General features: G+C 72.4%; 21 protein-coding genes and 1 pseudogene. 16 read left to right on the top strand and 6 right to left on the bottom strand.

Annotated elements, in window-relative coordinates; all coding sequences use genetic code 11:
- The first annotated feature begins 351 nt into the window (after positions 1-351).
- From ACIRVK_RS24450 to ACIRVK_RS24430, 5 genes are all read left to right on the top strand, one after another.
- Positions 352-1,911, top strand: coding sequence for a PucR family transcriptional regulator (locus tag ACIRVK_RS24450; RefSeq protein WP_404250400.1), 1,560 nt, complete (start codon positions 352-354; stop codon positions 1,909-1,911).
- A 185-nt stretch (positions 1,912-2,096) separates the two neighbouring features.
- Entirely contained in the window at positions 2,097-2,939 is an 843-nt protein-coding gene (locus ACIRVK_RS24445; protein WP_404250398.1) for a nitrilase-related carbon-nitrogen hydrolase, read from the top strand.
- Between the two features lie 31 nt (positions 2,940-2,970).
- Positions 2,971-4,374 carry a dihydropyrimidinase gene (gene hydA, locus ACIRVK_RS24440; protein WP_404250396.1) on the top strand — a complete coding sequence of 468 codons (1,404 nt, stop codon included), beginning with the start codon at positions 2,971-2,973 and terminating at the stop codon, positions 4,372-4,374.
- A gap of 11 nt (positions 4,375-4,385) precedes the next feature.
- Entirely contained in the window at positions 4,386-5,405 is a 1,020-nt protein-coding gene (locus tag ACIRVK_RS24435; RefSeq protein ID WP_404250394.1) for a TIGR03842 family LLM class F420-dependent oxidoreductase, read from the top strand.
- 121 nt (positions 5,406-5,526) lie between these two features.
- Complete coding sequence (locus tag ACIRVK_RS24430) at positions 5,527-7,056, top strand: NCS1 family nucleobase:cation symporter-1 (protein ID WP_404250392.1); 1,530 nt, start codon at positions 5,527-5,529, stop codon at positions 7,054-7,056.
- 23 nt (positions 7,057-7,079) lie between these two features.
- Here ACIRVK_RS24430 and ACIRVK_RS24425 read toward each other — a convergent pair whose 3' ends face one another.
- On the bottom strand, positions 7,080-7,748 hold the full coding sequence (locus ACIRVK_RS24425) for a hypothetical protein (protein WP_404250390.1): 669 nt from the start codon (positions 7,746-7,748) through the stop codon (positions 7,080-7,082).
- 201 nt (positions 7,749-7,949) lie between these two features.
- Here ACIRVK_RS24425 and ACIRVK_RS24420 point away from each other — a divergent pair.
- The 5 genes and pseudogenes from ACIRVK_RS24420 to ACIRVK_RS24400 all read left to right on the top strand — a co-directional run bounded on the left by ACIRVK_RS24420 (position 7,950) and on the right by ACIRVK_RS24400 (position 13,740).
- Positions 7,950-8,784 (top strand): annotated as a pseudogene (locus ACIRVK_RS24420) (class I SAM-dependent methyltransferase).
- 82 nt (positions 8,785-8,866) lie between these two features.
- The gene (locus ACIRVK_RS24415) at positions 8,867-10,696 is read left to right on the top strand and encodes a gamma-glutamyltransferase family protein (protein WP_404250388.1); all 1,830 of its coding nucleotides are present in this window, start codon (positions 8,867-8,869) and stop codon (positions 10,694-10,696) included.
- Positions 10,697-10,790: 94 nt separating this feature from the next.
- Positions 10,791-11,639, top strand: coding sequence for an inositol monophosphatase family protein (locus ACIRVK_RS24410; RefSeq protein WP_404250386.1), 849 nt, complete (start codon positions 10,791-10,793; stop codon positions 11,637-11,639).
- Positions 11,640-11,795: 156 nt separating this feature from the next.
- Positions 11,796-13,208 carry a phytoene desaturase family protein gene (locus tag ACIRVK_RS24405; protein ID WP_404250384.1) on the top strand — a complete coding sequence of 471 codons (1,413 nt, stop codon included), beginning with the start codon at positions 11,796-11,798 and terminating at the stop codon, positions 13,206-13,208.
- Positions 13,209-13,230: 22 nt separating this feature from the next.
- Positions 13,231-13,740 (top strand): O-acetyl-ADP-ribose deacetylase, encoded by a 510-nt coding sequence (locus tag ACIRVK_RS24400; protein ID WP_404250383.1) that lies wholly within the window; start codon positions 13,231-13,233, stop codon positions 13,738-13,740.
- 22 nt (positions 13,741-13,762) lie between these two features.
- Here ACIRVK_RS24400 and rph read toward each other — a convergent pair whose 3' ends face one another.
- The 4 genes from rph to ACIRVK_RS24380 all read right to left on the bottom strand — a co-directional run bounded on the left by rph (position 13,763) and on the right by ACIRVK_RS24380 (position 20,005).
- On the bottom strand, positions 13,763-16,360 hold the full coding sequence (rph, locus tag ACIRVK_RS24395; protein ID WP_404250381.1) for a rifamycin-inactivating phosphotransferase: 2,598 nt from the start codon (positions 16,358-16,360) through the stop codon (positions 13,763-13,765).
- A 136-nt stretch (positions 16,361-16,496) separates the two neighbouring features.
- Positions 16,497-18,344 (bottom strand): M1 family aminopeptidase, encoded by a 1,848-nt coding sequence (locus tag ACIRVK_RS24390; RefSeq protein WP_404250379.1) that lies wholly within the window; start codon positions 18,342-18,344, stop codon positions 16,497-16,499.
- Positions 18,345-18,568: 224 nt separating this feature from the next.
- Positions 18,569-19,516: a M56 family metallopeptidase gene (locus tag ACIRVK_RS24385; RefSeq protein WP_404250377.1), complete on the bottom strand. Its 948-nt coding sequence runs from the start codon at positions 19,514-19,516 to the stop codon at positions 18,569-18,571.
- Between the two features lie 69 nt (positions 19,517-19,585).
- Positions 19,586-20,005: a BlaI/MecI/CopY family transcriptional regulator gene (locus tag ACIRVK_RS24380; protein ID WP_404250375.1), complete on the bottom strand. Its 420-nt coding sequence runs from the start codon at positions 20,003-20,005 to the stop codon at positions 19,586-19,588.
- Positions 20,006-20,124: 119 nt separating this feature from the next.
- On the opposite strand from ACIRVK_RS24380, the gene ACIRVK_RS24375 reads away from it, so the two are divergent.
- Genes ACIRVK_RS24375 through ACIRVK_RS24360 form a run of 4 tightly spaced genes read left to right on the top strand, consistent with a single transcriptional unit; the run spans position 20,125 to position 22,909 of the window.
- Complete coding sequence (locus tag ACIRVK_RS24375) at positions 20,125-20,790, top strand: DedA family protein (RefSeq protein WP_404250373.1); 666 nt, start codon at positions 20,125-20,127, stop codon at positions 20,788-20,790.
- Complete coding sequence (locus tag ACIRVK_RS24370; protein WP_404250371.1) at positions 20,787-21,392, top strand: phosphatase PAP2 family protein; 606 nt, start codon at positions 20,787-20,789, stop codon at positions 21,390-21,392. The genes ACIRVK_RS24375 and ACIRVK_RS24370 overlap by 4 nt, the downstream gene beginning before the upstream one ends.
- A 22-nt stretch (positions 21,393-21,414) precedes the next feature.
- Positions 21,415-22,272, top strand: a complete 858-nt coding sequence (locus ACIRVK_RS24365; RefSeq protein ID WP_404250369.1) for a phosphatase PAP2 family protein — start codon at positions 21,415-21,417, stop codon at positions 22,270-22,272.
- Positions 22,247-22,909, top strand: coding sequence for a response regulator transcription factor (locus ACIRVK_RS24360; protein WP_404250367.1), 663 nt, complete (start codon positions 22,247-22,249; stop codon positions 22,907-22,909). The genes ACIRVK_RS24365 and ACIRVK_RS24360 overlap by 26 nt, the downstream gene beginning before the upstream one ends.
- 27 nt (positions 22,910-22,936) lie before the next feature.
- Here ACIRVK_RS24360 and ACIRVK_RS24355 read toward each other — a convergent pair whose 3' ends face one another.
- Positions 22,937-23,884 carry a YbhN family protein gene (locus ACIRVK_RS24355; protein WP_404250365.1) on the bottom strand — a complete coding sequence of 316 codons (948 nt, stop codon included), beginning with the start codon at positions 23,882-23,884 and terminating at the stop codon, positions 22,937-22,939.
- Positions 23,885-24,144: 260 nt separating this feature from the next.
- On the opposite strand from ACIRVK_RS24355, the gene ACIRVK_RS24350 reads away from it, so the two are divergent.
- Positions 24,145-24,525, top strand: coding sequence for a BlaI/MecI/CopY family transcriptional regulator (locus tag ACIRVK_RS24350; protein WP_404250363.1), 381 nt, complete (start codon positions 24,145-24,147; stop codon positions 24,523-24,525).
- Positions 24,522-25,409: a M56 family metallopeptidase gene (locus ACIRVK_RS24345; protein ID WP_404250361.1), complete on the top strand. Its 888-nt coding sequence runs from the start codon at positions 24,522-24,524 to the stop codon at positions 25,407-25,409. The genes ACIRVK_RS24350 and ACIRVK_RS24345 overlap by 4 nt, the downstream gene beginning before the upstream one ends.
- Positions 25,410-25,470: the final 61 nt, after the last annotated feature.

Below are 25,470 nucleotides of genomic sequence, written 5' to 3'. Positions count from 1 at the left end.
CCCCTCCCGCTCGAGCGAAGTCGAGAGTGGGGGAGCCTCCTCTCGGCGTGCCGGACGGAAGACGCCGTTGATGGACCGGACGTACTTGGGGTTTCGGCCGGCGCGGCGAGAGGGCGTGCCGGGCGTCGCGACGGGGCGAACGTCGCCTGCCGCGGCACTAGGGGGTGTTTTGAAAGCCCCGCACAGCACCCGCGGTGTTCGGCACGCACCCTCGCCGCACCGGCCAAAGGCCCGAGTAGCTCCGCTACCAGGACCTTCGTCCGGCATGCCGAGGCCACGCACCGAACACCGCGGGCACCGCACCGGACCTTCAAACGCCCCCTAGCAGCGCACTGAGCAAGGGAACACGCCATGACCACCACCTACGGGACCCTGGAGCCGGCGCTGTCCGTGCGGCAGGTGCTCGCGCTCGAACGCGTCCTCGCCGGGGAGCCCGAGGTGGTGGCCGGGGCGGGCCAGCTCGACCGGCCGGTGCGCTGGGTGCACGTCGCCGAGGCGCCCGACGTGGGCGTGATGCTCAGCGGCGGCGAGATGGTCCTCACCACCGGCGTCCTGCTCGCAGGCGACGAGGAGAAGCAGGCCGAGTACGTCCGCTCCCTGCACCGCGCGGAGGCCGCGGCCGTGGTCCTCGGGCTAGGACGGGCCTTCCCCGCGCCCCCGGACGTCATGCGCCGGGCCGCCGAGCGCTGCGGGCTGCCCATGGTCGTCCTGCACCGGCCCTTCCCCTTCGCGGAGCTGACCGAGGAGGTCCAGGCCCGGCTGGTCCGGCGGAAGTTCGCCGCCGTCAGCCTGTCGGAGTCGGTACGCACCGCCCTGACCGGGCTCATCACCGCGGGCGCCCCGCTGCAACGGCTCCTCGACGAGGTCGCCCAGCACAGCGCCTGTCCCGTGGTCGTCACCAACCTCGCCCACCGCGTCCTCGCGACGGCGGGGGAGCGGCCCGCCGTGGACGACGTGCTGCGCGACTGGGAGCGCATCGCCCGCCAGGCCGGCGGCAGCGAGGGCGACGGCTGGATCCGCGCGGAACTCGCGGGGCGCGGGGAGCGGTGGGGGCAGATCGTGCTGTGCGGTCACCGGGGCGACACCGCCACCGGACGCCTCCTCGCCGACCGGGCCGCCGAGGCCCTCGTCCTGCACCGCATGCTCGGCGGCACCTCCGCGCACACCTGGGAGGAACAGTCGGCCGCGAGCCTGCTGACCGACCTGGTGAGCGGTGTCGTACCGGCGCGGCAGCTGCTGCCACGGGCGCGGGCCGCGGGGCTGCCGGTCAACCGGCGGACGTTCGTGCCGCTGGTCGTACGGGACGCCGAGGCCGCCGGGCTGGAGCGGGTGCTGCGGATGCTGGGACTGCCGGGGCTCGTCGCCGAGCTCGCCGACGGTGCCACCGCCGTGCTGCTGAGCCTGGCCCGGGACCAGGACGCCTCCGTGCTCGTCGCGAACTTCGCGGCCCGGGTGCGCTCGGAGACGGGCCGGACGGTGGTGGCCGCCGCAGATCCGCGCATCGGCTGGGACGACGTGCCGGCCGGTCTGCGCGAGGCACAGCACGTCGCCGACGCCGTGGCGGACTCCTCGGCGGTCCTCGACCTCCCGGCCGTCGTACGCCTGAAGGACGTCCATCTGCGGGGTCTGATCCGGTTGCTGCGGGACGACCCGCACGTCCAGTCGTTCGCGGAGCGGGAGCTGGACGGGCTGCTGTGCTCGGCCGACGACGACCTGCTGTCCGTGCTGCGCACGTATCTCGCCACCGGCCGCAACAAGTCCCGCACCGCCGAGCTCCACCACGTCTCCCGGCCCGCGCTCTACCGCCGCCTGGAGGCGATACAGACCCGGCTCGGCGTCGACCTCGACGACTTCGAGCAGGCGGCCTCGGTGCACATCGCGCTCCTCGCGCATGACGCGCAACAGGGGTGAAACATGCGACGACCTGGGAAAACGGCGGTGAAACATGGGCCCACGACAGGGTGACACCGTGACACGCCACGCCCCCGCAGACGTGACACCGTGCAACTCAAAGCCGGTTTTCGGACTTCCTAGTCTTCTGGGGCGGACGACGGCACATCCGACGCCCGCCCCAGCACACCGAGCCGGAGGTCCCGATGAGCAGAGTGATTCGTGCCGCCCTCTTCCAGACCGCGTGGACGGGCGACAAGGAGTCGATGATCCGGGTACACGAACAGGCGGCCCGGGACGCGGCCGCGCAGGGCGCTCAGGTCCTGTGCTTCCAGGAGCTGTTCTACGGACCCTACTTCTGCCAGGTCCAGGACAAGGCGTTCTACGAGTACGCGGAAGCGATCCCCGACGGCCCGATCGTCCAGCGCTTCCAGGCGCTCGCCCAGGAACTCGGCATCGTCCTGATCCTGCCGATGTACGAGGAGGAGCAGCCCGGCGTCCTCTACAACACCGCCGCCGTGATCGACGCGGACGGCTCGTACCTCGGCAAGTACCGCAAGCACCACATCCCCCAAGTCCCGGGATTCTGGGAGAAGTTCTACTTCCGCCCCGGCAACGTCGGCTGGCCGGTCTTCGACACCAAGGTCGGCAGGATCGGCGTCTACATCTGCTACGACCGCCACTTCCCGGAGGGCTGGCGGGCGCTCGGCCTGGCCGGTGCCGAGATCGTCTTCAACCCGTCGGCGACCTCGCGCGGGCTGTCCGCCTACCTGTGGCAGCTGGAGCAGCCGGCCGCGGCCGTGGCCAACGAGTACTTCGTCGGCGCGATCAACCGGGTCGGCGTGGAGGAACTGGGCGACAACGACTTCTACGGGACCACGTACTTCGTGGACCCGGAGGCCCAGTTCGTCGGGGAGGTGGCCTCCGACAAGGAGACCGAACTCGTCGTCCGCGACCTGGACCTGGCCAAGCTGCGCGAGGTGCGCGACCGCTGGCAGTTCTACCGCGACCGCCGTCCCGACGCCTACCCGCCGCTGACCGCACCCTGACCGAACCGTTCACCCAGGCAGGAGAGGGACCATGAGCAGCCGTACCGTCATCCGCGGTGGCCTCGTCATCACCGCGTCCGACGAGATCCACGCCGACGTGCTGATCGAGGACGGCCGCATCGCCGCCCTCGCCGCCTCCGGCACGCCCGCCGCCCAGGCGTTCAGTGCCGAACGGGTCATCGACGCCACCGGGAAGTACGTCATCCCCGGTGGCGTCGACGCCCACACCCATATGGAGCTGCCCTTCGGCGGCACCTTCGCCTCCGACACCTTCGAGACCGGCACCCGGGCCGCCGCCTGGGGTGGTACGACGACGATCGTCGACTTCGCGGTGCAGAGCGTGGGCCACAGCCTCCGCGAGGGCCTGGACACCTGGCACGCCAAGGCCGAGGGCAACTGCGCCATCGACTACGCCTTCCACATGATCGTCTCCGACGTGAACCAGAAGACGCTCAAGGAGATGGACCTGCTGGTCGAGGAGGGCGTCACCTCCTTCAAGCAGTTCATGGCCTACCCCGGCGTCTTCTACTCCGACGACGGCCAGATCCTGCGCGCCATGCAGCGCTCCGCCGAGAACGGCGGCCTGATCATGATGCACGCCGAGAACGGCATCGCGATCGACGTGCTGGTGGAGCAGGCGCTGGCCCGCGGCGAGACCGACCCGCGCTACCACGGTGAGGTGCGCAAGGCTCTGCTCGAGGCCGAGGCCACCCACCGCGCGATCAGGCTCGCCCAGGTCGCGGGCGCCCCCCTCTACGTCGTGCACGTCTCGGCGATGGAGGCGGTGGCCGAACTGGCGCGGGCGCGCGACGAGGGACTGCCCGTCTTCGGCGAGACCTGCCCGCAGTACCTGTTCCTGTCCACCGACAACCTCGCCGAGCCCGACTTCGAGGGCTCGAAGTACGTGTGCAGCACACCCCTGCGCCCCAAGGAGCACCAGGCGAAGCTCTGGCAGGGCCTTCGGACCAACGACCTCCAGGTCGTCTCCACCGACCACTGCCCCTTCTGCTTCGTGGGCCAGAAGGACCTGGGTCGCGGTGACTTCTCCAAGATCCCCAACGGCCTGCCCGGCGTCGAGAACCGCATGGACCTGCTCCACCAGGCAGTCGTCGACGGGCACATCTCCCGCCGCCGCTGGATCGAGATCGCCTGCGCAGCGCCCGCCCGGATGTTCGGCCTCTACCCGAAGAAGGGCACCATCGCCCCGGGCGCCGACGCCGACGTCGTGATCTACGACCCCAGCGCCGAGCAGGTGATGTCCGTCGAAACGCACCACATGAACGTCGACTACTCGGCCTACGAGGGCAAGCATGTGACCGGCCGGGTCGAGACGGTGCTCTCGCGCGGCGAAGTCGTCATCAACGAGCGGGAGTACACCGGACGCGCCGGGCACGGCGTCTACACCCCGCGCTCCACCTGTCAGTACCTCAACTAGGAGTGGCGCCCATGGACTTCGGACTCGTCCTGCAGACCGACCCGCCGGCCTCGAAGGTCGTCAGCCTGATGAAGCGGGCCGAGCGCAACGGCTTCCGGTACGGCTGGACCTTCGACTCCGCCGTGCTGTGGCAGGAGCCGTTCGTGATCTACAGTCAGATCCTGGCGAACACGCAGAAGTTGACGGTCGGCCCGATGGTCACCAACCCGGGCACGCGTACCTGGGAGGTCACCGCCTCCACCTTCGCCACCCTCAACGACATGTTCGGCAACCGCACCGTCTGCGGTATCGGCCGCGGCGACTCCGCGATGCGCGTCGCCGGCCGCAAACCCAACACCCTGGCCCGGATCAGCGAGGCCATGAAGGTCATCCGGGCCCTCGGCCGCGGCGAGGAGGCCGACCTCGGCGGCACGGTGATCAAGTTCCCGTGGGTCAGACCGGGCGCGGAACTCCCGGTCTGGATGGCCGCGTACGGGCCCAAGGCCCTGAAGATGACCGGCGAGGAGGCCGACGGGTTCATCCTCCAGCTGGCGGACCTGTACCTGACGGAGTACATGGTCAAGGCCGTGAAGGACGCGGCCGTGGCCGCGGGGCGTGACCCGTCCGACGTCAAGATCTGCGTCGCCGCGCCCGCCTATGTCACCGAGGACGACTCGCCGGAAGCCCTGGCCCACGCCCGGGACCAGTGCCGCTGGTTCGGCGGCATGGTCGGCAACCACGTCGCCGACCTGGTCGCCAAGTACGGCGAGCACTCCGCGGCCGTCCCCGAGGAACTCACCGACTACATCAAGGCCCGCGAGGGGTACGACTACTCCCACCACGGCCGCGCGGACAACCCCGACACCCAGTTCGTCCCCGACGAGATCGTCGACCGGTTCTGCGTCATCGGCCCGGTCGACAAGCACATCGAGAAGCTGCGGGCGCTGCGCGAGCTGGGCGTCGACCAGTTCGCCGTGTACGACATGCACGACGCCCAGGAAACCGTGATCGACGCGTACGGCACGAAGGTCATCCCGGCCCTCACCGCCTGACCCCAGCCGGCCCCCTCCCCATCCCCCCACTCCAGTCCTCCCCTCCCCTCCTCCCCGGGGAGGGGACACCCGGAGACCCGCACGGCCTTTCCGGATCCGCCCCTCATCGATTGGCCTGCTCATGACCGACACCGCTCCCACGGCCATACCGCCGACCGCTCAAGTCACCCTCTCCGACGGACGCGTGGAGATCGCGCCGGGGTCCCCGCCGCCCAGCGGGCCGTACGCCAACGACGACCTGCTTCCGGTTCCCGTCGAGAAGCGGACGTGGACCACGTACAACTTCTCCGCCCTGTGGGTCGGCATGGCCCACAACACGGCCTCCTGGACCCTCGCCTCCGGTCTGATCGCCGTCGGCATGGACTGGAAGCAGGCGGTGCTCACCATCGCCCTGGCCAATCTCATCGTGCTGGTCCCGATGCTGCTCACCGGGCACGCGGGACCCAAGTACGGAATTCCCTTCCCGGTCTTCGCCCGCGCCTCGTTCGGCGTGCGGGGCGCCAACCTGCCCGCCGTGGTGCGGGCGCTGGTGGCGTGCGGCTGGTTCGGCATCCAGACCTGGATCGGCGGCGAGGCGATCTACTTCCTCGCCGGGAAGCTCATCGGTGACAGCTGGGCGAACGCCTCCCACGTGGGCGGATACGCCTGGACGATGTGGCTGTCGTTCGTGATCTTCTGGGTGCTCCAGGTGGCCATCATCTACCGGGGCATGGAGACCATCCGCCGGTTCGAGAACTGGGCCGCGCCCTTCGTGATCGTCGGCGCGGTGGTGATGCTGATCTGGATGAGCAACAAGGCCGGCGGCTTCGGTCCGCTGCTCGACCAGCCCTCCAAGCTCGGCTGGGGCGGCGACTTCTGGAAGCTGTTCTGGCCCTCCCTGATGGGCATGATCGGCTTCTGGTCGACGCTGTCGCTGAACATCCCCGACTTCACCCGGTACGGCAAGTCGCAGAAGGCGCAGACCTGGGGCCAGGCGCTCGGCCTGCCGACCACCATGACGCTCTTCGCGCTGCTCTCCGTGCTGGTCACCTCCGGTTCGCAGGCCGTGTACGGGCAGACGATCTGGGACCCGGTGCAGCTCGCCGCCAAGACGGACAACGTCTTCGGTCTGCTGTTCGCGCTGGTGACCGTGCTGGTGGCGACCCTGAGCGTGAACATCGCCGCCAACCTGGTCTCCCCGGCCTTCGACTTCTCCAACATCGCGCCGCGGAAGATCAGTTTCCGTACCGGTGCCCTCGCCACCTGCGTCCTCGGCGTGCTGATCTTCCCGTGGAAGCTGTACTCCGACCCGCAGGGCTACATCTTCACCTGGCTCGGTCTGGTCGGCGGTCTGCTCGGCACGGTCGCCGGCATCCTCATCGCCGACTACTGGATCCTGCGCCGCGGCAGGCTGGACCTGGTCGACCTGTACCGCGCGGGCGGCCGCTACTGGTACGAGGGCGGCTGGAACTGGCGGGCCGTCGTGGCCTTCGCGGCGGGCGGCGTCCTGGCGATCGGCGGCGCCAGCTTCAAGCCGCTGATCAACGGGCGGCCCATCCCGGCGCTGCAGTCCCTCGCCGACTACGGCTGGGCGGTCGGCCTCGGCACCTCGATGGTGGTGTACCTGGCGCTGATGCTGCTGCGCGGCCGACGGGAGGAGTACGCCGCCTGACACGCGAGGTGGGGCGGCCGGGCTCAGCCGGCCCGGCCGCCCTGCAGCGCGGTCACCGCGTCCCTGGCCGCCTTGATGGCGCCCGTGTTGATCTCGTCCGTGCCGGGCGCCTTCTTGGTCTCGAAGTTGCTGCCGTTGTACGTGGTGACCACCAGGACGTTGGACGCGCGCGCGATGACGACCCCCTCGCGCGTCTGCTGCTTGTCCTGGGTGGTGAGGTTCACCACGGAGTACGCCGAGTCACCGAGGCCCGGCACAGCCCCTCCGCCGCTCTTCTGCGCGAGTCGGTTCGTGTACTCCTTTTGTGCCGCTTGATCCGACTGCATGACCTCGAAGGAGACGTCGAGCCAGCGGTAGTCGTACCCCTTGAGCGCGTTCCAGGAGCAGGTGCGGCGCAGCTTGGCGTCCGTTGACTGGATCTCCTTGCCGGCCGTCTTGGCGCCCGGAACCAGCGCGTTGATGGTCTTCACGGCCACGCTGCCGCACGGTGCGGGAGCGGCCGTGTACGACTTGGTGCTGCTGCCCGTCGGCGAGGACGGCGCGGAGGGCGATGTGGCGCTGGTCTGCTGTCCCGCGTCGTGATGGCCGGCCGGGGTCGCGGGCTTGGACGTCAGTGCCCAGCCCGCCGCCGCGAGCACGACGACCGGGGACAGGCGCGCGGTCAGCGCGACCGGCAGGGGAAGTTCACGCACGGACACACTTTTCGGTGGGGGACGGTGTGCGGGGCAGTCCGCACGGCGGACGGGGCGCCAGTCTCACATGAGTCCCTGTGAGACGGAAGTGCGAACTCGCTCCGTACCTGTGCGATCACCGAGACCTCACGGCCCGCCCCGAGGCGGTGGGCGGCGCATAATCCGTTGCGTGCGGCGCGGGCCCGTCAGCACCCTGGGGCGATGACCGAGACGACCCGCCCCCACGCCCCGGCCCTCCATGACGACATCCTCGCCTACTACGCGCGCGGCAAGGAGGACGGCCGTCTCCGAGACGGTGGCGCTCCCGCCGGCCGGCTGGAGTACTGGCGCACCCAGGACGTGCTGCGCCGCGTCCTGCCCGCCGCGCCCGCTCGGGTCCTGGACGTCGGGGGCGGCAGCGGTGTCCACGCGGAGTGGCTCGCGCGGGACGGATACGAGGTCGAACTCGTCGACCCGGTGCCGCTGCACGTCGAGCAGGCGTCCCGGCTGCCCGGGGTCACGGCGAGGCCCGGGGACGCCCGGTCCCTGCCCGACGAGGACGCCACGTACGACGCGGTCCTGCTGCTCGGCCCGCTCTACCACCTGCCCGAACGAGCAGACCGGGTACGGGCGTTGACCGAGGCGCGCCGGGTGGTCAAGCCGGGCGGCCCGGTGGTCGCGGCGACCATCAACCGGTACGCGGGGCTCCACGACCTCCTCCGCGAGGAACGCTACTTCGACCCCGCCCAGCGCGCCCGCACCGACGCGGTGACCGCCGACGGCCGGCACGGCTCCGAGGGCGGCCTGTTCACCGTCGCCCACTTCGCCCAACCCGCCGACGTACCGGGGGAGTTCGCGGACGCGGGCCTCGCCCCGGAGGGCCAGTACGGCCTGGAGGGCCTCGCCTGGCTGATGGCCGGCGTCGAGGGACCGGCTCGACGACCCGGAGCGCCGCGAGGCGGTCCTGGCGGCGACGCGCCGGGTCGAGTCCGAGCCGACGCTGCTGGGCGCGAGCGGTCACCTGCTCACGGTCGGCAAACACCCCCTAGCGTCGTAGGCCCCCGCGCCGGGTAGGGGGACGCCCCGTAGGCGTGAACGCGCTCCGGAGCGGCCGGGGCGCGCGAGCAGCGAGGTGAGACATGCCCTTCCGCACCCGGCCGACCCTCCAGGGCACCTTCGGAATGGTGTCCTCCACCCACTGGCTGGCCTCGCAGTCCGCGATGGCCGTGCTGGAGGACGGCGGCAACGCCTACGACGCCGCCGTGGCGGGCGCGTTCGTGCTGCACGTCGTCGAGCCCCACCTCAACGGCCCCGCCGGCGAGGTGCCGATCCTGCTCGCGCCGGCCGGCGGCGAGGTGCGGGTGCTGTGCGGACAGGGCGTGGCACCGGTCGGCGCCACGGTCGCCCACTACCGGGGGCTCGGCCTGGACCTCGTGCCCGGGACCGGCCCGCTCGCCGCCGCTGTGCCCGGCGCGTTCGACGCCTGGATGCTCCTGCTGCGCGACCACGGCACCAAGCCCCTCGCCGACGTCCTCAAGTACGCCGTCGGGTACGCCGAACACGGCCACGCGCCCGTGGAGAACGTCGGCGCGACCGTCGAGACGGTACGGGAGCTGTTCGCGACCGAGTGGACGTCCTCGGCGGAGGTCTACCTGCCCGGCGGAAAGCCGCCCCGCCCCGGCGAGCTGCTGCGCAACCCCGCGCTCGCCGCCACCTGGAAGCGCCTGCTCGCCGAGGTCGCCGGGGCCGGGGACCGGGTCGCCCAGATCGAGGCGGCGCGCGAGGTGTGGCGCTCGGGCTTCATCGCCGAGGCGCTCCTACGGCAGTCCCGTCGCCCCACCCTGGACACCAGCGGCGAGCACCACACCGGCACCCTCACCGCCGCCGACCTCGCCGGCTGGTCCGCGACCTACGAGGCACCGGCGACGTACGACTGGAACGGCTGGACCCTGTGCAAGGCCGGCCCCTGGAGCCAGGGCCCGGTGCTGCTCCAGCAACTGGCGCTCCTGCCGCCCGAACTGCCCGAGTACGGCTCCGCCGACCACGTCCACCTCCTGATCGAGGGCTGCAAACTCGCCATGGCCGACCGCGAGGCCTGGTACGGGGACGCCGCCGAGGTACCGCTGGCGGAGCTGCTGTCGGCCGACTACAACGCGGCCCGGCGCGCACTGATCGACGGCAAGGCTTCCTTCGAACTGCGCCCCGGCAGCCCGGGTGGCCGCACCCCGCGGCTGAGCGCGCACGCGCACGTGGTGATCACCGACGACGCGGGGTTCAGCCCGATGGGCATCGGCGAGCCGACCGTGGCCAAGCCGCCGACCTCCCCGGTGCCGGGCGAGCCACCGGTCGGGGCCGACGGCGCGACCCGCGGCGACACCTGCCACCTCGACGTCGTCGACCGCTGGGGCAACATGGTCGCCGCCACCCCCAGCGGCGGCTGGCTCCAGTCCAACCCGGTCGTGCCCGAACTGGGCTTCCCGCTCGGCACCCGGCTCCAGATGACCTGGCTGGAGGAGGGCCTGGCGAACTCCCTCACGCCGGGCCGCCGTCCCCGCACCACCCTCACCCCTTCGCTCGCTCTGCGCGACGGGGTCCCGGTCATGGCCTTCGGCACGCCCGGCGGCGACCAGCAGGACCAGTGGCAACTGCACTTCTTCCTGGCCGTCGCCCTGCGCGCCCCGGTCCGCGGCGGGCTCGACCTCCAGGGCGCGATCGACGCACCGAACTGGCACAACGACAGCTTCCCCGGCTCCTTCTACCCACGCGGCATGCGCCCCGGCAGCGTCACGGTCGAGTCCCGCCTCGGCACGGAGGTCATCGAGGAACTCCGGCGCCGCGGCCACGACGTGACCGTCGGCGACCCCTGGTCGGAGGGCCGCCTGTGCGCGGTGGCTCGGGACCCACGGACGGGTGTCCTGTCGGCGGCCGCCAACCCGCGCGGCATGCAGGGCTACGCGGTCGGACGCTAGCCCTCGCGGTCGCCGCACCCGGAGTTCATCCCGATTCCACCGGGGATCCGTCTGGCGGGCGGGCATTGTCAGTGGCGCGTGCTCTCATGGAGGCATGATCGTAGACACGGAAACCATCGACGAGTTTCTCACCCGGCACGCGGCCGACGTGGAGAAGGCGGTCCGCGCAGCCGCCGCGGCCGAGATCATGCCCCGCTTCCGCCGCGTGGCCGCCCACGAGGTCGACCAGAAGGCCGGACCCCACGACCTGGTCACCGACGCCGACCGCCTGGCCGAGCAGTACCTCACCGAGACCCTCGGCGCGCTGCTGCCCGGTTCCCTCGTGGTCGGTGAGGAGGCGGTGCACGCGAATCCGGCGACGTACGAGGCGCTGCAGGGCGAGGCCCCGGTGTGGATCGTCGACCCGGTCGACGGCACCCGCCAGTTCGTCCGGGGCGAGACCGGGTTCTGCACGCTGGTCGCGCTCGCGCGCGGCGGAGACCTCCTCGCCTCCTGGACCTACGCACCGGCCCGCGACCAACTCGCCGTCGCCGTCAGGGGCCAGGGTGCCTTCCTCAACGGCGAGCGCCTGCACGCGGGTTCGCCGGTACCGGGCCAGGACCTGCGCGTCGCCACATCCCACCCCGACTACACGACCGACGAGCAGAAGCGCGCCCTGCTCGGCCTGTGCACGGACGGCATCGCCTTCCGCTCCTGCGGCTCGGCGGGCCTGGAGTACCTCGCCATCGCCCGCGGAGAACTCGAGGCAACCGTCTTCAGTTGGGAAGCAGCATGGGATCACGCGGCAGGCATCCTCCTCGTCGAGGAGGCAGGCGGCACCCACCTGACGCTCACAGGAGACCCCTTCCGCATAACGGGCGGCAACGCCCTCCCTTTCACCACGGCCCGCGACAAGGAGACGGCACAAAAGGTAGCGGCCCTTCTCAGCCAGGCTCAGCCGTGACCAACGCAAGGGGCGCGGGGAACTGCGCGAAGAACCCCCACAACCCGCACTCGCACACCCCCCCGGTGGACCCGAGCTATTAGGCGCCCCCCGCACGCCGCAGGCCCTCGGCATATCCTGAGCCCGTTACCGTCGGCTGACGAAGGGGTGCCGTCGATGCTCGACGCCGTCGTGGTGGGTGCGGGGCCGAACGGACTGACGGCCGCCGTGGAGCTGGCCCGCCGCGGCTTCTCCGTGGCCGTCTTCGAGGCCCGTGACACCGTCGGCGGAGGCGCCCGCACCGAAGAGCTCACCCTGCCCGGGTTCCGGCACGACCCCTGCTCCTCGGCCCACCCCCTCGGCATCAACTCCCCGGCCTTCCGCGCCCTGCCCCTGGAGCGGTACGGCCTGGAGTGGCTGCACTCCGACCTCGCCATGGCGCACCCCTTCACCGACGGCACCGCCGCCGTGCTGTCCCGCTCGGTCGCCGAGACGGCCGCCTCCTTCGGCCCCCGTGACGCGGGGGCGTACCGCAGGCTGGTCGCGCCGTTCCTGCCCCGGTGGGACACCCTCGTCCGCGACTTCATGTCGCTGCCGACGACCGCCCTGCCGCGCGACCCGGTCACCCTCGCCCGCTTCGGCCTGGTGGGCCTGCCCCCGTCGACGCTGCTGACCCGCCGGTTCCGCGACGAGCGGGCGAGGACCCTCTTCGCCGGTCTGGTCGCCCACGTCATGGCACCCCTGAGCGGCTTCGCGACCGGCGCCATCGGCCTGGTCTTCGCGCTCGCGGCGCACGCCCGCGGCTGGCCCGTGGCCCGCGGCGGCTCCCAGTCCGTCTCGGACGCGCTGACCGCGTATCTGAAGGACCTGGGCGGCCTGGTGCACACCGACTACGAGGTCAAGCGGCTCGACGACCTGCCTCCCGCGCGCGCCTACGTCTTCGACACCTCGCCCACCGCGCTCGCCAGGATCGCCGGGTTCGGCCGCTACTACGCGCACTACACGTACGGTCCGGGCGTCTTCAAGATCGACTACGCGCTCGACGGCCCCGTGCCGTGGACCGCAGAGGAGGCCCGCGCCGCCACCACCGTGCAGATCGGCGCCGACAGCGCGGAGATCGGCGCGGCTCTGCGCGCCGCCTCCCGGGAGGGCCGGGCGCCGGACCGGCCCTTCATGATCACGGTGCAGCCGAGTCTCGTCGACCCCACCCGCGCACCCGAGGGCAAGCAGGTCTTCTGGGCCTACGCCCATGTGCCGAGCGGCTGGAGCGGAGACCTCACGGACGTCATGGAACGCCAACTGGAGCGCTTCGCCCCGGGTTTCCGCGACCGCGTCCTCGCCCGTGCGACGGCCGGGCCGGCCGAACTCGCCGCCCGCAACGCCAACTACGTCGGCGGCGACATCGGCTCCGGCGCGGTCACCGGCCTCCAGGTCCTGCTGCGCCCCAAGCTCTCCCTGTCCCCGTACACCACCCCCCACCCGGCGGTCTTCATCTGCTCCTCGGCCACCCCACCGGGACCCGGCGTCCACGGCATGTCCGGGCACAACGCGGCGAAGGCGGTGTGGCGGCGGCTGCGCCATCAGCCGTAGCGGGTGATGGTATAGAAGCGGGGTGACCACGATCAGGCTGGTGCAGGGCGACATCACCCGGCAGAGCGTCGACGCCGTCGTCAACGCCGCGAACTCCTCGCTGCTCGGCGGCGGAGGCGTGGACGGCGCCATCCACCGCCGGGGCGGCCCGGAGATCCTCGACGAGTGCCGGGCGCTGCGCGCCTCGCGGTACGGAAAGGGGCTGCCCACCGGCCAGGCGGTGGCCACGGCCGCCGGGAAGCTCGACGCGCGGTGGGTGATCCACACGGTCGGCCCGGTCTGGCAGGGCGGCCGCGGCGATCCCTCCCTGCTCGCCTCCTGCCACCGGGAGGCGCTCCGTGTGGCCGACGAACTGGGCGCCCGCACGGTCGCGTTCCCGGCGATCTCGACCGGCGTCTACGGGTGGCCCCTGGAGGATGCGGCGCGTATCGCGGTGGAGACGGTGCGGGAGACACCGACGGACGTCGAAGAGGTGCGGTTCGTCCTCTTCGACGACCGGGCCTACGAAGCGTTCGCCCGGCAACTCGGATGACGTGGACGGCGGTCGTGGTCCGTCACGGCAGGATCTCGACGTAGCCGTCCGTTCCGTGCACGCGGATCCGCTGCCCGTCCCGGATCAGCCGGGTGGCCCGCTCCACACCCACGACGGCCGGCAGGCCGTACTCCCGGGCGATCACCGCGCCGTGCGTCATCAGTCCCCCCACCTCCGTGACCAGCCCCGCGATGCCGACGAACAGCGGCGACCAGCTGGGGTCCGTGAAGGCCGTGACCAGGATGTCTCCCGGCGCCAGATCGGCCTGTGCCATGTCCAGGACGACACGGGCCCTGCCCTCGACGGTCCCGGTGGAGACCGGCAGGCCGATCAGGGCACCCGCCGGCACGTCCTCGCGCCGGTACGTCCCCGTGACGGCCTCGCCGTCCGAGGTGAGCACCCGGGGCGGGGTGAGCGCCTGGTAGGACCGGTACGCGTCCTTGCGCTGCTGGAGGAGCCGGTCGTCCACCCGGTTCCAGCGCACGACCTCGTGGAGTTCCCGGAACGTGAGGTAGAAGACGTCCTCCTCGTCGGCGAGCACGCCTGACCGCACGAGACGTCCGGCCTCCCTCATCAAGGCCTGCTTGTAGACGAAGGAGCGGCTGACGATGCCGTACTTCGGGTACTCCCGGTAGCCGATGAAGGTTCTGACCCGGTCGATCATCCGCTGGGTCTCGTCGGCCTTCCGGTCCCCGTCCGGCAGGGCCCGCAGGCGGGACAGCACGTCCTGCTCCTTCTCCTTGGCCTTCCGCCGCCCCTGCTCGAAGTGCCGTGCGGCGGCGCCCGGCTCGAAGTTCCTGACGTTGTCGAGGATCGCGGGCACGAGCGTGCTGGGGCGCTCGCGCCAGCGCGGCCGCGTGATGTCGATCTCGCCGACGCAGCGCATGCCGTACCGGTCCAGGTACGCCTCGATGGCCTCCCGGGCCTCGCTTCCGCCCGGGAACTTCGCCAGCTCGTCCAGGAAGTCCTCGTCCTCGACGCCCTCAAGGAACGCCACCAGCTCCGCGTGCGGGCGGATCACGTCCGCGACGTCGAGCAGCGCGAGGCCCATCTCGGACGTGATGTTGCCGGGGGCGGACAGGGTGAGGGTGTCGACCGCGTTCCGCTCGCCGAGCCACTCCTGGAGCTTGTCGCCCAGCCACCAGGTGGCTTCCATCCCCGCCATGATCGCCTGAATGCTCAGTGGATCGCTGAGGACCCGCTTGTGCTCCTCGAAGGCCTCCAGCAGGAAGTCGAACAGCGCCGGTCCGGTCTTCGCCCGGATGTCCCGCTCCAGGGCGGCGACGGACGCCCGGCTGCGCTCGACCAGCTCGGTGACGATGGCCGCATCGGTCGGGATCGGGGCGGCCGCGCCGTCGGCCGGCGCGCCGGCCGGAGCCGCGTCCGGGAGCGAGGGGACGAAGTCGCCGCGGTCGAGAACGGTCTCCAGGGCGTCCCTGACCAGCGGATCGCCCTTCCCGATGACGTCCAGGAGGCCGGCGCGGCCCGCGGGGGAGGCCAGGCGCCGGGTGACGTCGACGAACAGCCTTCCGCCCGCCTCGTGCATCGGCACCATGGCGGTCAGCTGCCACACGGAAAGTCCGAGCGGCTTCATGGCGTCGGTCATCATCTGCTGGTGGCCGACGGAGACGTAGACGTGGTTCTCCTGGTCGTCGGCCCGGGGGATGGGAAAGAGGGTCGTGATGGGCCGGCTCTGGACGATCTGGAAGCCGTCGTCGACCAGGCACCACTCGATGTCCTGCGGTCGGCCGAAGTGCGCCTCGATCCGCCGCCCGACCTGCACGAGCCGCACGACCTGCTCGTCGGTCAAAGCCGGCTGTTCCTGGTGCTGCGCGTCGACCGCCACTTCCCGCGTACCGCCGGTCGGCAGGGCGTGCACGGCACGCTGCTTGGCGGCGATCGCCCGGGAGACGACCTCGCCGCCGCGCACCTTGAAGACGTCCGGATTCACCATCCCGGAGACCAGGGCCTCGCCGAGGCCGAAGCCGGCGTCCACGGTGGCGACCTTCCGGTCGCCGGTGACCGGGTCGGCCGTGAACAGGATGCCGGACGCGTGCGGGGCCACCATCCGCTGGACGACCACGGCCATGTGGACCGTACGGTCGTCGATGCCGCCGCGTCGGCGGTAGGTCACGGCCCGCTCGGTGAACAGCGAGGCCCAGCACCGGCTGACGTGCCGAAGGACCGCGGCCGGTCCGACGACGTTCAGGTACGTGTCCTGCTGGCCGGCGAAGGACGCCGTCGGCAGGTCCTCCGCCGTCGCACTGGACCGCACGGCGTAGGCGGCCTGGTCGCCGTGCCGGGCGAGGGCACGGGTGACGGCCTGGGCGAGATCGTCCGGTACGACGGCCGCCTCGATGGTCCGGCGGATCTCCGCGCTCAGTGTGCGAACCGCCTCCGAGTCCTCCGGGTCCGAGCGCGAGAGCTGATCGAGCAGTCCGTCGATCGACGGTGCTTCCGCCATGATCCGGCGGAAGGCGTCCGTCGTCACGCAGAAGCCGGCCGGCACGCTGATGCCGTCCATCCGCGACAGCGCGCCGAGGTGCGCGCCCTTGCCGCCGACGACGGCGGTCCGGCTCTCGTCGACCTCCTGAAGATCCATCACATACTGCTCGGTCAACGAGATACCTCCGGGAAACAGCGGCCTGGGCCGACGATTCTGCGCCGGACCCGGGGTCTTGCCGCAAGCCCCCCTGTGCGCTATAAGTTGAGAGTGGCAAGGAGAACGAGTTCTCCTTGCCTTTTGCTTTCCTCTCTCAGCCGTCGATGCGGTGGGCGGTCCAGAAGGACGTCAGGTCCGTGGTCGTCGCGGCCTGCGCGGCGGCCTTGAACTCGGCCGTGGTCGACACGCCGTACCAGTGCGAACCGGCGTAGTCCTTCAGGAGTTTGGCCATGGCGGTGTCGCCGAGCACGCGCCGCAGGTCGTGCAGGGCGCACTTGCCGTAGCCGTAGACGACGGTGGAGTAGCGCGAGGAGTGGGCGTCCCAGTACGCCATGGAGTTGGTGATCCTCTCGGCGGACGACGCCCAGGAGACGCTGTTCCAGCAGTTGGCGCCGGTCTTGCCGAGGGCCAGGTCGGTGGCGTAGTCGGTGAACGCCTCGTCCAGCCAGGGGCTGTTGTACTCGTCGTCGCCGACGATGCCGTACCACCACTGGTGACCGATCTCGTGGGTGAGCGCGGTGGTGCTGACGAGGTCGAGGACGAAGCCGGGGTACTCCATGCCGCCGAACCAGTAGTTGTTGTCGATGACCGCGTCCAACTCACCGTACGGGTAGGCGCCGAAGCGTGCGGCGTGGGCGTCGACCGCCGTCTCCGCCGTGCTCAGCATCGACTGGGCGTCGGAGGAACTGATGCCCGAGACGGAGTAGACGTTGACCGCGGTACCGGCCGCCGACGTGCCCGAGATCTTGCTGAACGGCCCGGCCGCCCAGGCGAAGTCGCGCACCTTGGACGCGGTGGCCGTGGTGACCGTACGTCCGGCGGTACCGGGTGTGTCGACGGACGTACCGGTGGCCGGCACCAGCAGGCTGCTCGGGTGGTCGAGGGTGACCCTGAAGTCGGCGGCCAGGGAGTAGAACGACTCACCGTTGTTGGTGTACGGGTCCAGGTGCCAGCCCGCGCCGTCCTGCACCGCGAGCACGGGCAGCGCGTTGCCGATGTTGCTGAACGCCCCGTCGTGGCCGAACCGGTCGGCGCCGCTGGGGACGGTGATGCCGAGATCGAAGCCGATCGTGGCGCTCTGCCCCTGCGCGAGGGGGGTCGGCAGGGTGATCTGCAGGGCCGTGCAGCCGACGGACAGGGCGCCCGCCGTGCCGCCGGTGACGTTCGTGACGGTGATCGGCGTCGCCGAGCAGGTGCCGTGGTAGTTGTCCCACAGCCGCAGGTACACCTCGCCGAGCGCGGTCGAGGAGGCGTTGGTGAAGGTCGCGCTCTCGTGTCCGGTCCAGACGGTGCCGCTGGTGTCGCTGCTCAGGCTGACGGTGTACGAGGGCGCGGCGGGTGTCCGTGTCGGGTCCGCCGGCGGGGTGGTGCCCGCGGAGGTGTCGAGGGCGATGTCGTCCAGGACGAAGCTGGTCTGGAGGCTGGAGTCCTCGGTGCCGGTGAAGGCGAGGGTCACGGTCTGGCCGGCGAAGGACGACACGTCGACGGACTTCCGCACGTACCCGGTGTTCTGGTCGAGGTTCGAGTACGTCGCCAGCGTCGTGGAGCCGATCTTCGCGGTCAGTTTGTCGTAGGCGGTGGAGGAGGTCGTCTCGGCGGTGTCGACATGCAGCCAGAACGACAAAGTTGCCTTGTCGCATCCGGAGGGGATGGTGACGCTCTGGGAGAGCGTGTCGGTGTGCGTGCTGCCGACACCGTCCAGCCAGGCGAACGAACTGCCGCCGTGGGCGGTCTGCCCCGAGCGGCTGGTGATGACGCTCGTCGACGACTGGCTCCACGGCGAAGTCCCGCTCTCGAAGCCGCCGTTGGCGACCACTTGAGCCGGGGTGCAGGCGGCGGGATGCGGTGCGGCTGCCGCCGGAAGGGCGGGGAGCGACACGCCGGCCAGCGCGACGACGGCCAGCAGGCGCGCGGCGAGGGACCTGTGGGGGGTGGTTCTCACGCGGAACTCCTTCAGGGCGACCGGATTCCGGTCTGCTCGGCGACCACCCCTCGGCCTGGGTGCGCCGGGAGCGGTCGGGGGTTGCGTGCACTTGTTGGCCTGAGCATGCCATAAGGGCAGGCTGTGAGTAGCCTGTGTGCGACAGCTCGCCGACGGTCTCTCAGACACGCGGAAGGTCTGGCGTCAACGGTCCTGCGGGAAGGGGCAGGGGGCGCGGCCCGGTGTCATTCGCCGTGTTCCGTGAGCGGGCCGTTCTCGCCCTGGGCTACCTCGATGCCGCTGTGCAGGTCCTTGGCCGCGTCCAGCGCACCGGCGGACGACACCGCGACGCAGGCGAGGAGGAGGCAGGCCAGGGCGCGGGGCAGCGGGCGGGGGGCCGGCTTCGGGGCGTGCAGGAGCGCGGTGACACGGCGCGGTACCGGTCCTGCGGTCGCCGTGAGGGACAGCAGCGGCCGCGGCCCCACGGCACGGGCGGCCAGCGCGGCGCGGCCGACCGCGCGAGCGGTGAGGGCCCGGTCGCCCGTCGCCCGGGCCGCGGACTCGTCGGCCCAGCGCTCCAGGGCGTACGACAGCGGAGCGCGCAGACCGCGCAGGGCCGGGTGCAGGGCGACGGCGAACTCGGTCGCCGCGAGGAAGAGATGGTGACGTCCGGCGAGATGGGCGCGCTCGTGGGCGAAGAGCACCTCGCGCTCCCGGGCGCTGAGCGCGCGCAGCATGCCGGTGGTCACCACGATGCGGCCGGGACGGCCGGGCAGGGCGTACGCGTCGGGCCGTTCGTCGTCCCGCACGGACAGGTCGCCGGCCCTCGCCGAGTCCTTGAACTGCCGTTGGGCGCAGCGCAGTTCGCGCAGATGGCGGACGGTCCGGCGCAGCACCAGGCCGCCGAGTCCGGCGAGCGCGAGTGCGGCCAGGGCCCCGGTCGGCACGGTGGCCGGGGAGGCGCTGCCCAGCAGGATGGGGGAAAGGTGGCCCAGCGCCGCGATGAAGGGGACCCGCAGGGCACCCGCCAGGGTGAGCAGCGCGAGCGCAGCCGTACTCGACAGGGCGAGGACCAGGGCGAGGGCGGTCAGCGCCCAGGCGGCCGTCCGTGGCGGCAGCTGCTCCGCGCCGCGCCGGGCCAGCGGCACGGCGAACAGCGGCACGAGGAGCGGGAGCCACACGGCAAAGTTCACGGGTTCCTCCAGGGCCGCCGGTCCGTCAGGGCTCAGCCTACGCGGCGCGAACGACCCCCTGCTCCCGACTCACGGCGTGGAGTCCGCCGGGCCGCCCTCCAGCAGCGTGCGCAGCAGCCGCTCGTCCTCGGGGCTCAGATCCGAGACGAAACGGGCGAGTACGGTGCCGCGGTCCTCGTCCTTGTCCAGTTCGGCGTGCATACGGCGGGCGGTCAGCCCGGGGGAGTCCTGGGCCGGCGCGTAGGTGTAGCCGCGGCCCAGACGCTCGCGGGTGACCACGCCCTTGGCGTGCAGACGGGTGAGGATCGTGGTGACGGTGGTCCGGGCGAGCCCGCCGCCGAGTTCCAGCTGCACGGCCCCGGGCGTCATCGGCCCCTCGGCGGACCACAGCGCCGCCAGCACGCTCGCCTCCAGCTCGCCGGCGGGCCGCCGGTCGGTCCGCCCGACGGCCGGGTCGTCGACCGGCTCGTCAATCTGCCCCTCCCGCATGGGAACGCTCCTCGGCTCGGATTCGTCTACAGTGCAGTGGACGGTCTACATGACTGTAGTCGCTCGACGCGGGTTCGTCCCCGCTCCGTCCAAGTCCCAGTATGAGAGGGGTCGCCTGCATGGCAGCTGCCCAGTTCGCCCTCGCGCAAGCGGTGAACGTCCTGGATGCCGGATCACTGCTGTCCGCCTTCGGCGCGCTCGGCGTCGCCGTCGTGCTGTTCGCGGAGACCGGCCTGCTGGTCGGTTTCTTCCTGCCCGGCGACTCCCTGCTGTTCACGGCGGGGCTGCTGTGCGTGGGCGGCTCGCACCGGTCCGTCCACCTGTCCCTTCCGCAGGTGCTGGTCGCCGCGGTCGTCGGCGCCCTGCTCGGCGCGCAGACCGGGTACTGGATCGGGCGTCGTGGCGGCCGGGCGCTGCTCGCGCGCAGCCGGTCGAGGAAGCTGCACGAGGGCGCGGCCCGCGCCGAGGAACTGCTCGGGAAATACGGCCACGCGAAGGCGGTGGTGCTGGCCCGCTTCGTCCCGGTGGTGCGCACGGTGCTGAACCCGCTGGCCGGCGCACTGGAGGTGCCCGTACGGGTCTTCACCGTCTGGCAGGTCGTCGGCGGTCTGGTGTGGACGATCGGTCTCGTCCTGGGCGGCTACGCGCTGGGCTCCTCGATCCCGAACGTCGACCGCTACCTCCTGCCCCTGGTCGCCCTCGTGGTCATCGCCTCCCTGACGCCCCTCGCCATCGAGGCCCGCCGCGCGCGTGCCCGGCGCGCGTCCCAGGGAGCCTCGTCGTGACCTCGCTCGCCTTCGGTGGCGCGTCGGTCGACGGTGGCCTGTACACCTCGATCACGCGCCTCGCCCACGACACACCCCACTGGGTCGACACGCTGATCGCCCTCTGGTCCGACTACGGCCTCGCTCTCTTCGCCGTGCTGATGGTCCTCGCCTGGTGGCGGGCCCGCAGCGGCGGCGAGGCGCGGATGGTCCGGGCCCTGGCGACGCCCTTGATCGTGGTGATCGTGTACGCCGTCGACATGGTGGTGAAGTCGGCGGTGGCCGAGAAACGCCCCTGTCAGACCCTCCATGTCGTCACGGTCGAGGCCTGCCCCGCGGCCGGCGACTGGTCCTTCCCCAGCAACCACGCGGTGATCGCCGGATCAGCGGCGATGGCCCTCGCCCTGACCGACCGCAGGCTCGCCCGCATCGCCGCCGTGGCCGCCGTCCTGATGGCCGCCTCCCGCGTCTGGATCGGCGTCCACTACCCGCACGACGTCGCGGTCGGCCTGATCATCGGCGCGGTCCTGGCCTGGGTCCTGATGATCCTCGCGGACCGAGGAGAGCCCCTGGTCCAGCGGATGGCCGACACACGGCTCAGGGGGCTGGTGACGGCGACGTGACCTGGTGGGGTGAGGTGGCGTGGTGGCTGCGGTCGGTGGGGCTGACGTGAGGTCGGGCGCGCGGGCGCTGCGGCGGGGGCCGGCGTTGCTCGTACTGGTCTGCGCCGTGCTGTTCGCCGCCCTCGCGACCACGGTCGGCGTGCGGCACGGCGCGCCGCTGCCGGGCGACGGGGCGGCGCACGACTGGGCGCTGCGGCACCGGCCGCCGGTCGCACAGGCGCTCGGGCGCGGGATCACGGCGAGCGGGACGGGGGTCTGGCCGTACCTGATCGTCCTGGTGGCCGGGCTGGTCGCCGGGCGCGACGCCCGTGAGCGGGTGCGGGCCGTGGGCTGCGCCCTGGCCGTCCTGATCGCCGGGCAACTGGTGCGCACGGGGCTCATGGAACTGTTCGCCCGGCCCCGCCCCCCGGTTGCCGACTGGGCGGTCAACGCATCCGGCTTCGCCTTCCCCTCCGGACACGCCACCACCTCCGCCCTCACCGCGGGCCTGCTGTGCTGGGCGGTCACCCGGCACACCCGCCGGGACCTCGCCCGTACGACCTGCGTGGTCGCGGCGGCCTGGGCGGCGGCCGTCGGACTGAGCCGGATATACCTGGGCGTGCACTGGGCGAGCGACGTTCTGGGCGGCTGGCTGCTGGCCACCGTGTGGCTCGGTCTGTCCTGGTGGTGGCTGGGCCGATGGCTCCCGCCGACTTCGGTGGACGGGGGCGGCCGCCGGTCGTCCGGCACCGCCCCGGAAACCGACGGACCCACCTCTCCCCCCTCCGCGCCGGACCCCGCCCCGGCTCCCACGGACGCCTCCGGCACACCCCCGGCCCCGCCCCCGACCTCTCCCCAGCCCCCGACGGAGGACCATGCCCCCCAAGATCCTGGTCGTTGAGGACGATCACGCCCTGCGTGACGTGCTGGTGCGGGGGCTCGGGCACGAAGGGTTCGCCACGGTGCCCGCCGCCGACGGCGCCACCGCGCTGCGGCTGGCCGGGGACGAGGTCGCCGCGACGGTGCTCGACGTCGGGCTGCCCGACGCCGACGGCCGGGACGTGTGCCAGGCGCTGCGGGCCAACGGCTTCTCGTCCCCGGTGATCTTCCTGACCGCACGCCACGGCCTGACCGACCGCCTGTCCGGTTTCTCGGCCGGTGGCGACGACTACCTCCCCAAGCCCTTCCACCTCGCCGAACTGGCCGCCCGTCTGCGCGCCGCTCTCAAACGCGCCGCACCCGCTCCCCGCACCGCGGCCGGAGACCTGGTCCTGGACGCCGTCCGGCACCGCCTGACCGTGCGCGGCAGCGAGACCGACCTCACGCCGACGGAGTTCCGCCTCCTGGCCACGCTCATGGCGAAGCCGGGGGAGCTGGTGAGCCGCCGTGACCTCGTCCGGGCAGGCTGGCCGGAAGGCGCGCAGGTCAGCGACAACACCCTCGACCAGTACCTGACCAGGCTCCGCCGCAAGCTGCGCACCGCGGGCAGTGGCCAGACCATCGGCACCGCCCGCGGCGTCGGCCACCGTCTGTCCTGACGCCCCGCGGCCCTGGTATCCGCGCCCTCAGAGCGACTTCTGGCGCACCAGCCCCACCAGTACCAGCAGTCCGGGAACCAGCGGGAGCCACACGGTCAGCAGCCGGTAGCCGATCACCACCGACACGCTCGCCGCGGCCGGAGCACCGGCCGCGGTCAGTGTCCAGGCGAGCGCGGCGTCCAGCGAGCCGAGGCCCCCGGGCGTCGGCAGCAGGACGGCGGCGCTGCTCGCGGCGAGATACGCGAGCGCCACCCGCCCCGCGGGAACGGGCAGGTCAAGGGCCCGTACCAGCGCGATCACCACCGCCGTGTGCATCGCGGCGAACATCAGCGAGCCGCCCCACAGGGCCGCCGCGCGCCGCGGGTTTTCGTGGACGCCGCGCACGTCGGCCACCGTGCACGCCAGCCACCGCCGTACCCGCGTCCGTCGCGCCAGCGGCACGGCCACGCAGCCGACGGCCACCGCACCCGCCAGCCCGAGGAGCAGGGGCATCCGGCCCACCGACGGCAGCCGCAGCACGCCCGGAGAGGCCACGGCCAGCACGGCGATCAGCGCGCCCCGCACGACCGCCCCCGCGGTGCTGCGGACCGCGAGAGCCGTCGCCGCACGTCCGGGCGCCAGACCGCACCGCATCAGAAACCGCAGATTGACGGCACCGGCCCCGAGCCCGGCGGGCAGCACGTGATTGGCAGCGGACGCGGCGAACTGCACCGCCACCACCCGCCGGACCGGCAGCGCCTCCCGCACCGAGCCCTGCACCGTGATCGCCGCGCACACCCACGTCAGCAGGGCGCACAGCCCGGCCAGCAGCAGCCACTCCCGGTCGGCCACCACCAGCCGGTCGGCCCCCGCGTCCAGCACCGGCCAGTGCCGCACCCCGAGACCCGCGACCCCGGCCACCACGGCGACGGCCGACAGCGCCTGCCACGGCACCCGCCTGCCGGCCTCCAGCGCGCCGCCGAACGGCGCGCTCACGCCCCGGGTCCCTTCCGTACGACACAAGAGGTCATGATGGCCGCCGGGGGTGGCCCAGGGGGCGCGACCCGGGCGAGTGCACGGGTCGGCGAGGATGCGGGTGCCGCGTCGGAGGCCTTTGCCATCGTCCATCCCTCCGGCCCTACAAGGAGTAGGGTTGTGGTCACCCTACAGGCCGTGAGTCGGGGGAACGTCCGAGGCGGGTAAGGGCGGGGTGGGAGTCGGTGACCGCCGACCGCACGCGTCGTAAGGTGGCGTCCATGGCAGGCACGACTCCTCGGGGCAGAACCGAGCGGCGCAGCCCCGGCGAGCTGGAGAGCGAGGTCCTTGCCGCGCTGTGGGCGACGGGCCGGGCCCTCACCCCGGCCGAGATCCAGACGGACCTCGGCGGTGACCTCGCCTACAACACCGTGCACACCATCCTGCGGCGCCTGCACGACAAGGGCCTCGTGCTGCGCGACGCCGACGGCCGGCGCGGCGCGTACCGGCCCGCGAAGGACGCGGCCCAGATGACCGCCGAGGCCATGCACCAGGCCCTGGACCGGGGGCCCGACCCCATCGCCGCCCTGCAGCGGTTCGTGACGGGACTCAGCCCGGAGGAGGAGACGGCGCTGCGGAGGCTGCTGGGGCGTGGGCGATGAGGATCGACGTCTACCTCCCGCTGCTGTTGTCCCTGCTGCTCGCCTCTGTCAGCCGGCCGGCCGCCCGGCACCTTGCTCCTGGGCAGGCGGCCCGTGCCCTGACGCTGGCCGCCGTGGTCACCGCCGGCGCCACCACCTGGACCCTCGCCCTGTTGGCCCTGACACTGCTCGGCGACGCCCCGCAGGTCGTGGCCGACGCGCGGGAGGACGGGCGGGCGCTGCCCGCACCGGTCCCCGAGGCGGTCGCCGTCCTCGCCCTCGCGGTCCTCGCGGGCGTCGTCCTGCGGGTCCTGCGCGCCGCGCGCACCGCACGGACCACCCACCGCACCCTGCGGCGCCTGTGCGAGGGCCATCCGCCCGGCACCGAACTCGTCGTCGCCGCCTCACCGCGGCCGCAGGCCTTCGCCGTCCCCGGCAGGCCGGGCCGCATCGTGGTGACCTCGGCGATGCTCGCCGCCCTGCGTCCCGACGAACGCCGTGTCCTGCTCGCCCACGAGCGCGCCCATCTCAGCCACCGCCATGCCCTGCTGGTCGGCGCGGTCACGCTCGCCGCGGCCGCGAACCCGCTGCTCGTGCCGGTCCGCAGGGCGGTCGCCTACCTGGTGGAACGCTGGGCCGACGAGCAGGCGGCCACCGCGGTCGGCGACCGCGACATCACCGCCCGGGCCCTGGCCCGCGCCGCCCTGGTCGCCCACCGCCCCGGATGCGCCCTGAACTTCTCCGACCGAGCCGTCACCCGCCGTGTCGCGGCGCTCCAGACGGCGCCCCCGCCGCGCGTCCCGCTCCTCGCCGCGGCCATCCTCGCCCTCGGCGCGCTCCCGGCCCTCGGCGCGGCCGACGCGACCGGGGATCTCGTGCAACTGGTGCACGGGCTGCTGGTCTGACGGCGGATCCCGAGGACCGCGCCTGCCGTTCACGGCGTGCCGCCCCCGCGTCGCCCGAGCG

The sequence above is a fragment of the Streptomyces sp. NPDC101152 genome, assembly GCF_044768275.1.
GTDB lineage: Bacteria > Actinomycetota > Actinomycetes > Streptomycetales > Streptomycetaceae > Streptomyces.
This window is presented reverse-complemented; position numbering and strand designations above follow the sequence as displayed.

Coding starts and splice junctions, on each gene's coding strand:
- ACIRVK_RS24375 (WP_404250373.1), top strand. CDS start 20,125: ATGGCAGCTGCCCAGTTCGCCCTCGCGCAAGCGGTGAACGTCCTGGAT.
- ACIRVK_RS24345 (WP_404250361.1), top strand. CDS start 24,522: ATGAGGATCGACGTCTACCTCCCGCTGCTGTTGTCCCTGCTGCTCGCC.
- ACIRVK_RS24450 (WP_404250400.1), top strand. CDS start 352: ATGACCACCACCTACGGGACCCTGGAGCCGGCGCTGTCCGTGCGGCAG.
- ACIRVK_RS24405 (WP_404250384.1), top strand. CDS start 11,796: ATGCTCGACGCCGTCGTGGTGGGTGCGGGGCCGAACGGACTGACGGCC.
- ACIRVK_RS24410 (WP_404250386.1), top strand. CDS start 10,791: ATGATCGTAGACACGGAAACCATCGACGAGTTTCTCACCCGGCACGCG.
- ACIRVK_RS24360 (WP_404250367.1), top strand. CDS start 22,247: ATGCCCCCCAAGATCCTGGTCGTTGAGGACGATCACGCCCTGCGTGAC.
- hydA (WP_404250396.1), top strand. CDS start 2,971: ATGAGCAGCCGTACCGTCATCCGCGGTGGCCTCGTCATCACCGCGTCC.
- ACIRVK_RS24430 (WP_404250392.1), top strand. CDS start 5,527: ATGACCGACACCGCTCCCACGGCCATACCGCCGACCGCTCAAGTCACC.
- ACIRVK_RS24435 (WP_404250394.1), top strand. CDS start 4,386: ATGGACTTCGGACTCGTCCTGCAGACCGACCCGCCGGCCTCGAAGGTC.
- ACIRVK_RS24380 (WP_404250375.1), bottom strand. CDS start 20,005: ATGCGGGAGGGGCAGATTGACGAGCCGGTCGACGACCCGGCCGTCGGG.
- ACIRVK_RS24445 (WP_404250398.1), top strand. CDS start 2,097: ATGAGCAGAGTGATTCGTGCCGCCCTCTTCCAGACCGCGTGGACGGGC.
- ACIRVK_RS24350 (WP_404250363.1), top strand. CDS start 24,145: ATGGCAGGCACGACTCCTCGGGGCAGAACCGAGCGGCGCAGCCCCGGC.
- ACIRVK_RS24415 (WP_404250388.1), top strand. CDS start 8,867: ATGCCCTTCCGCACCCGGCCGACCCTCCAGGGCACCTTCGGAATGGTG.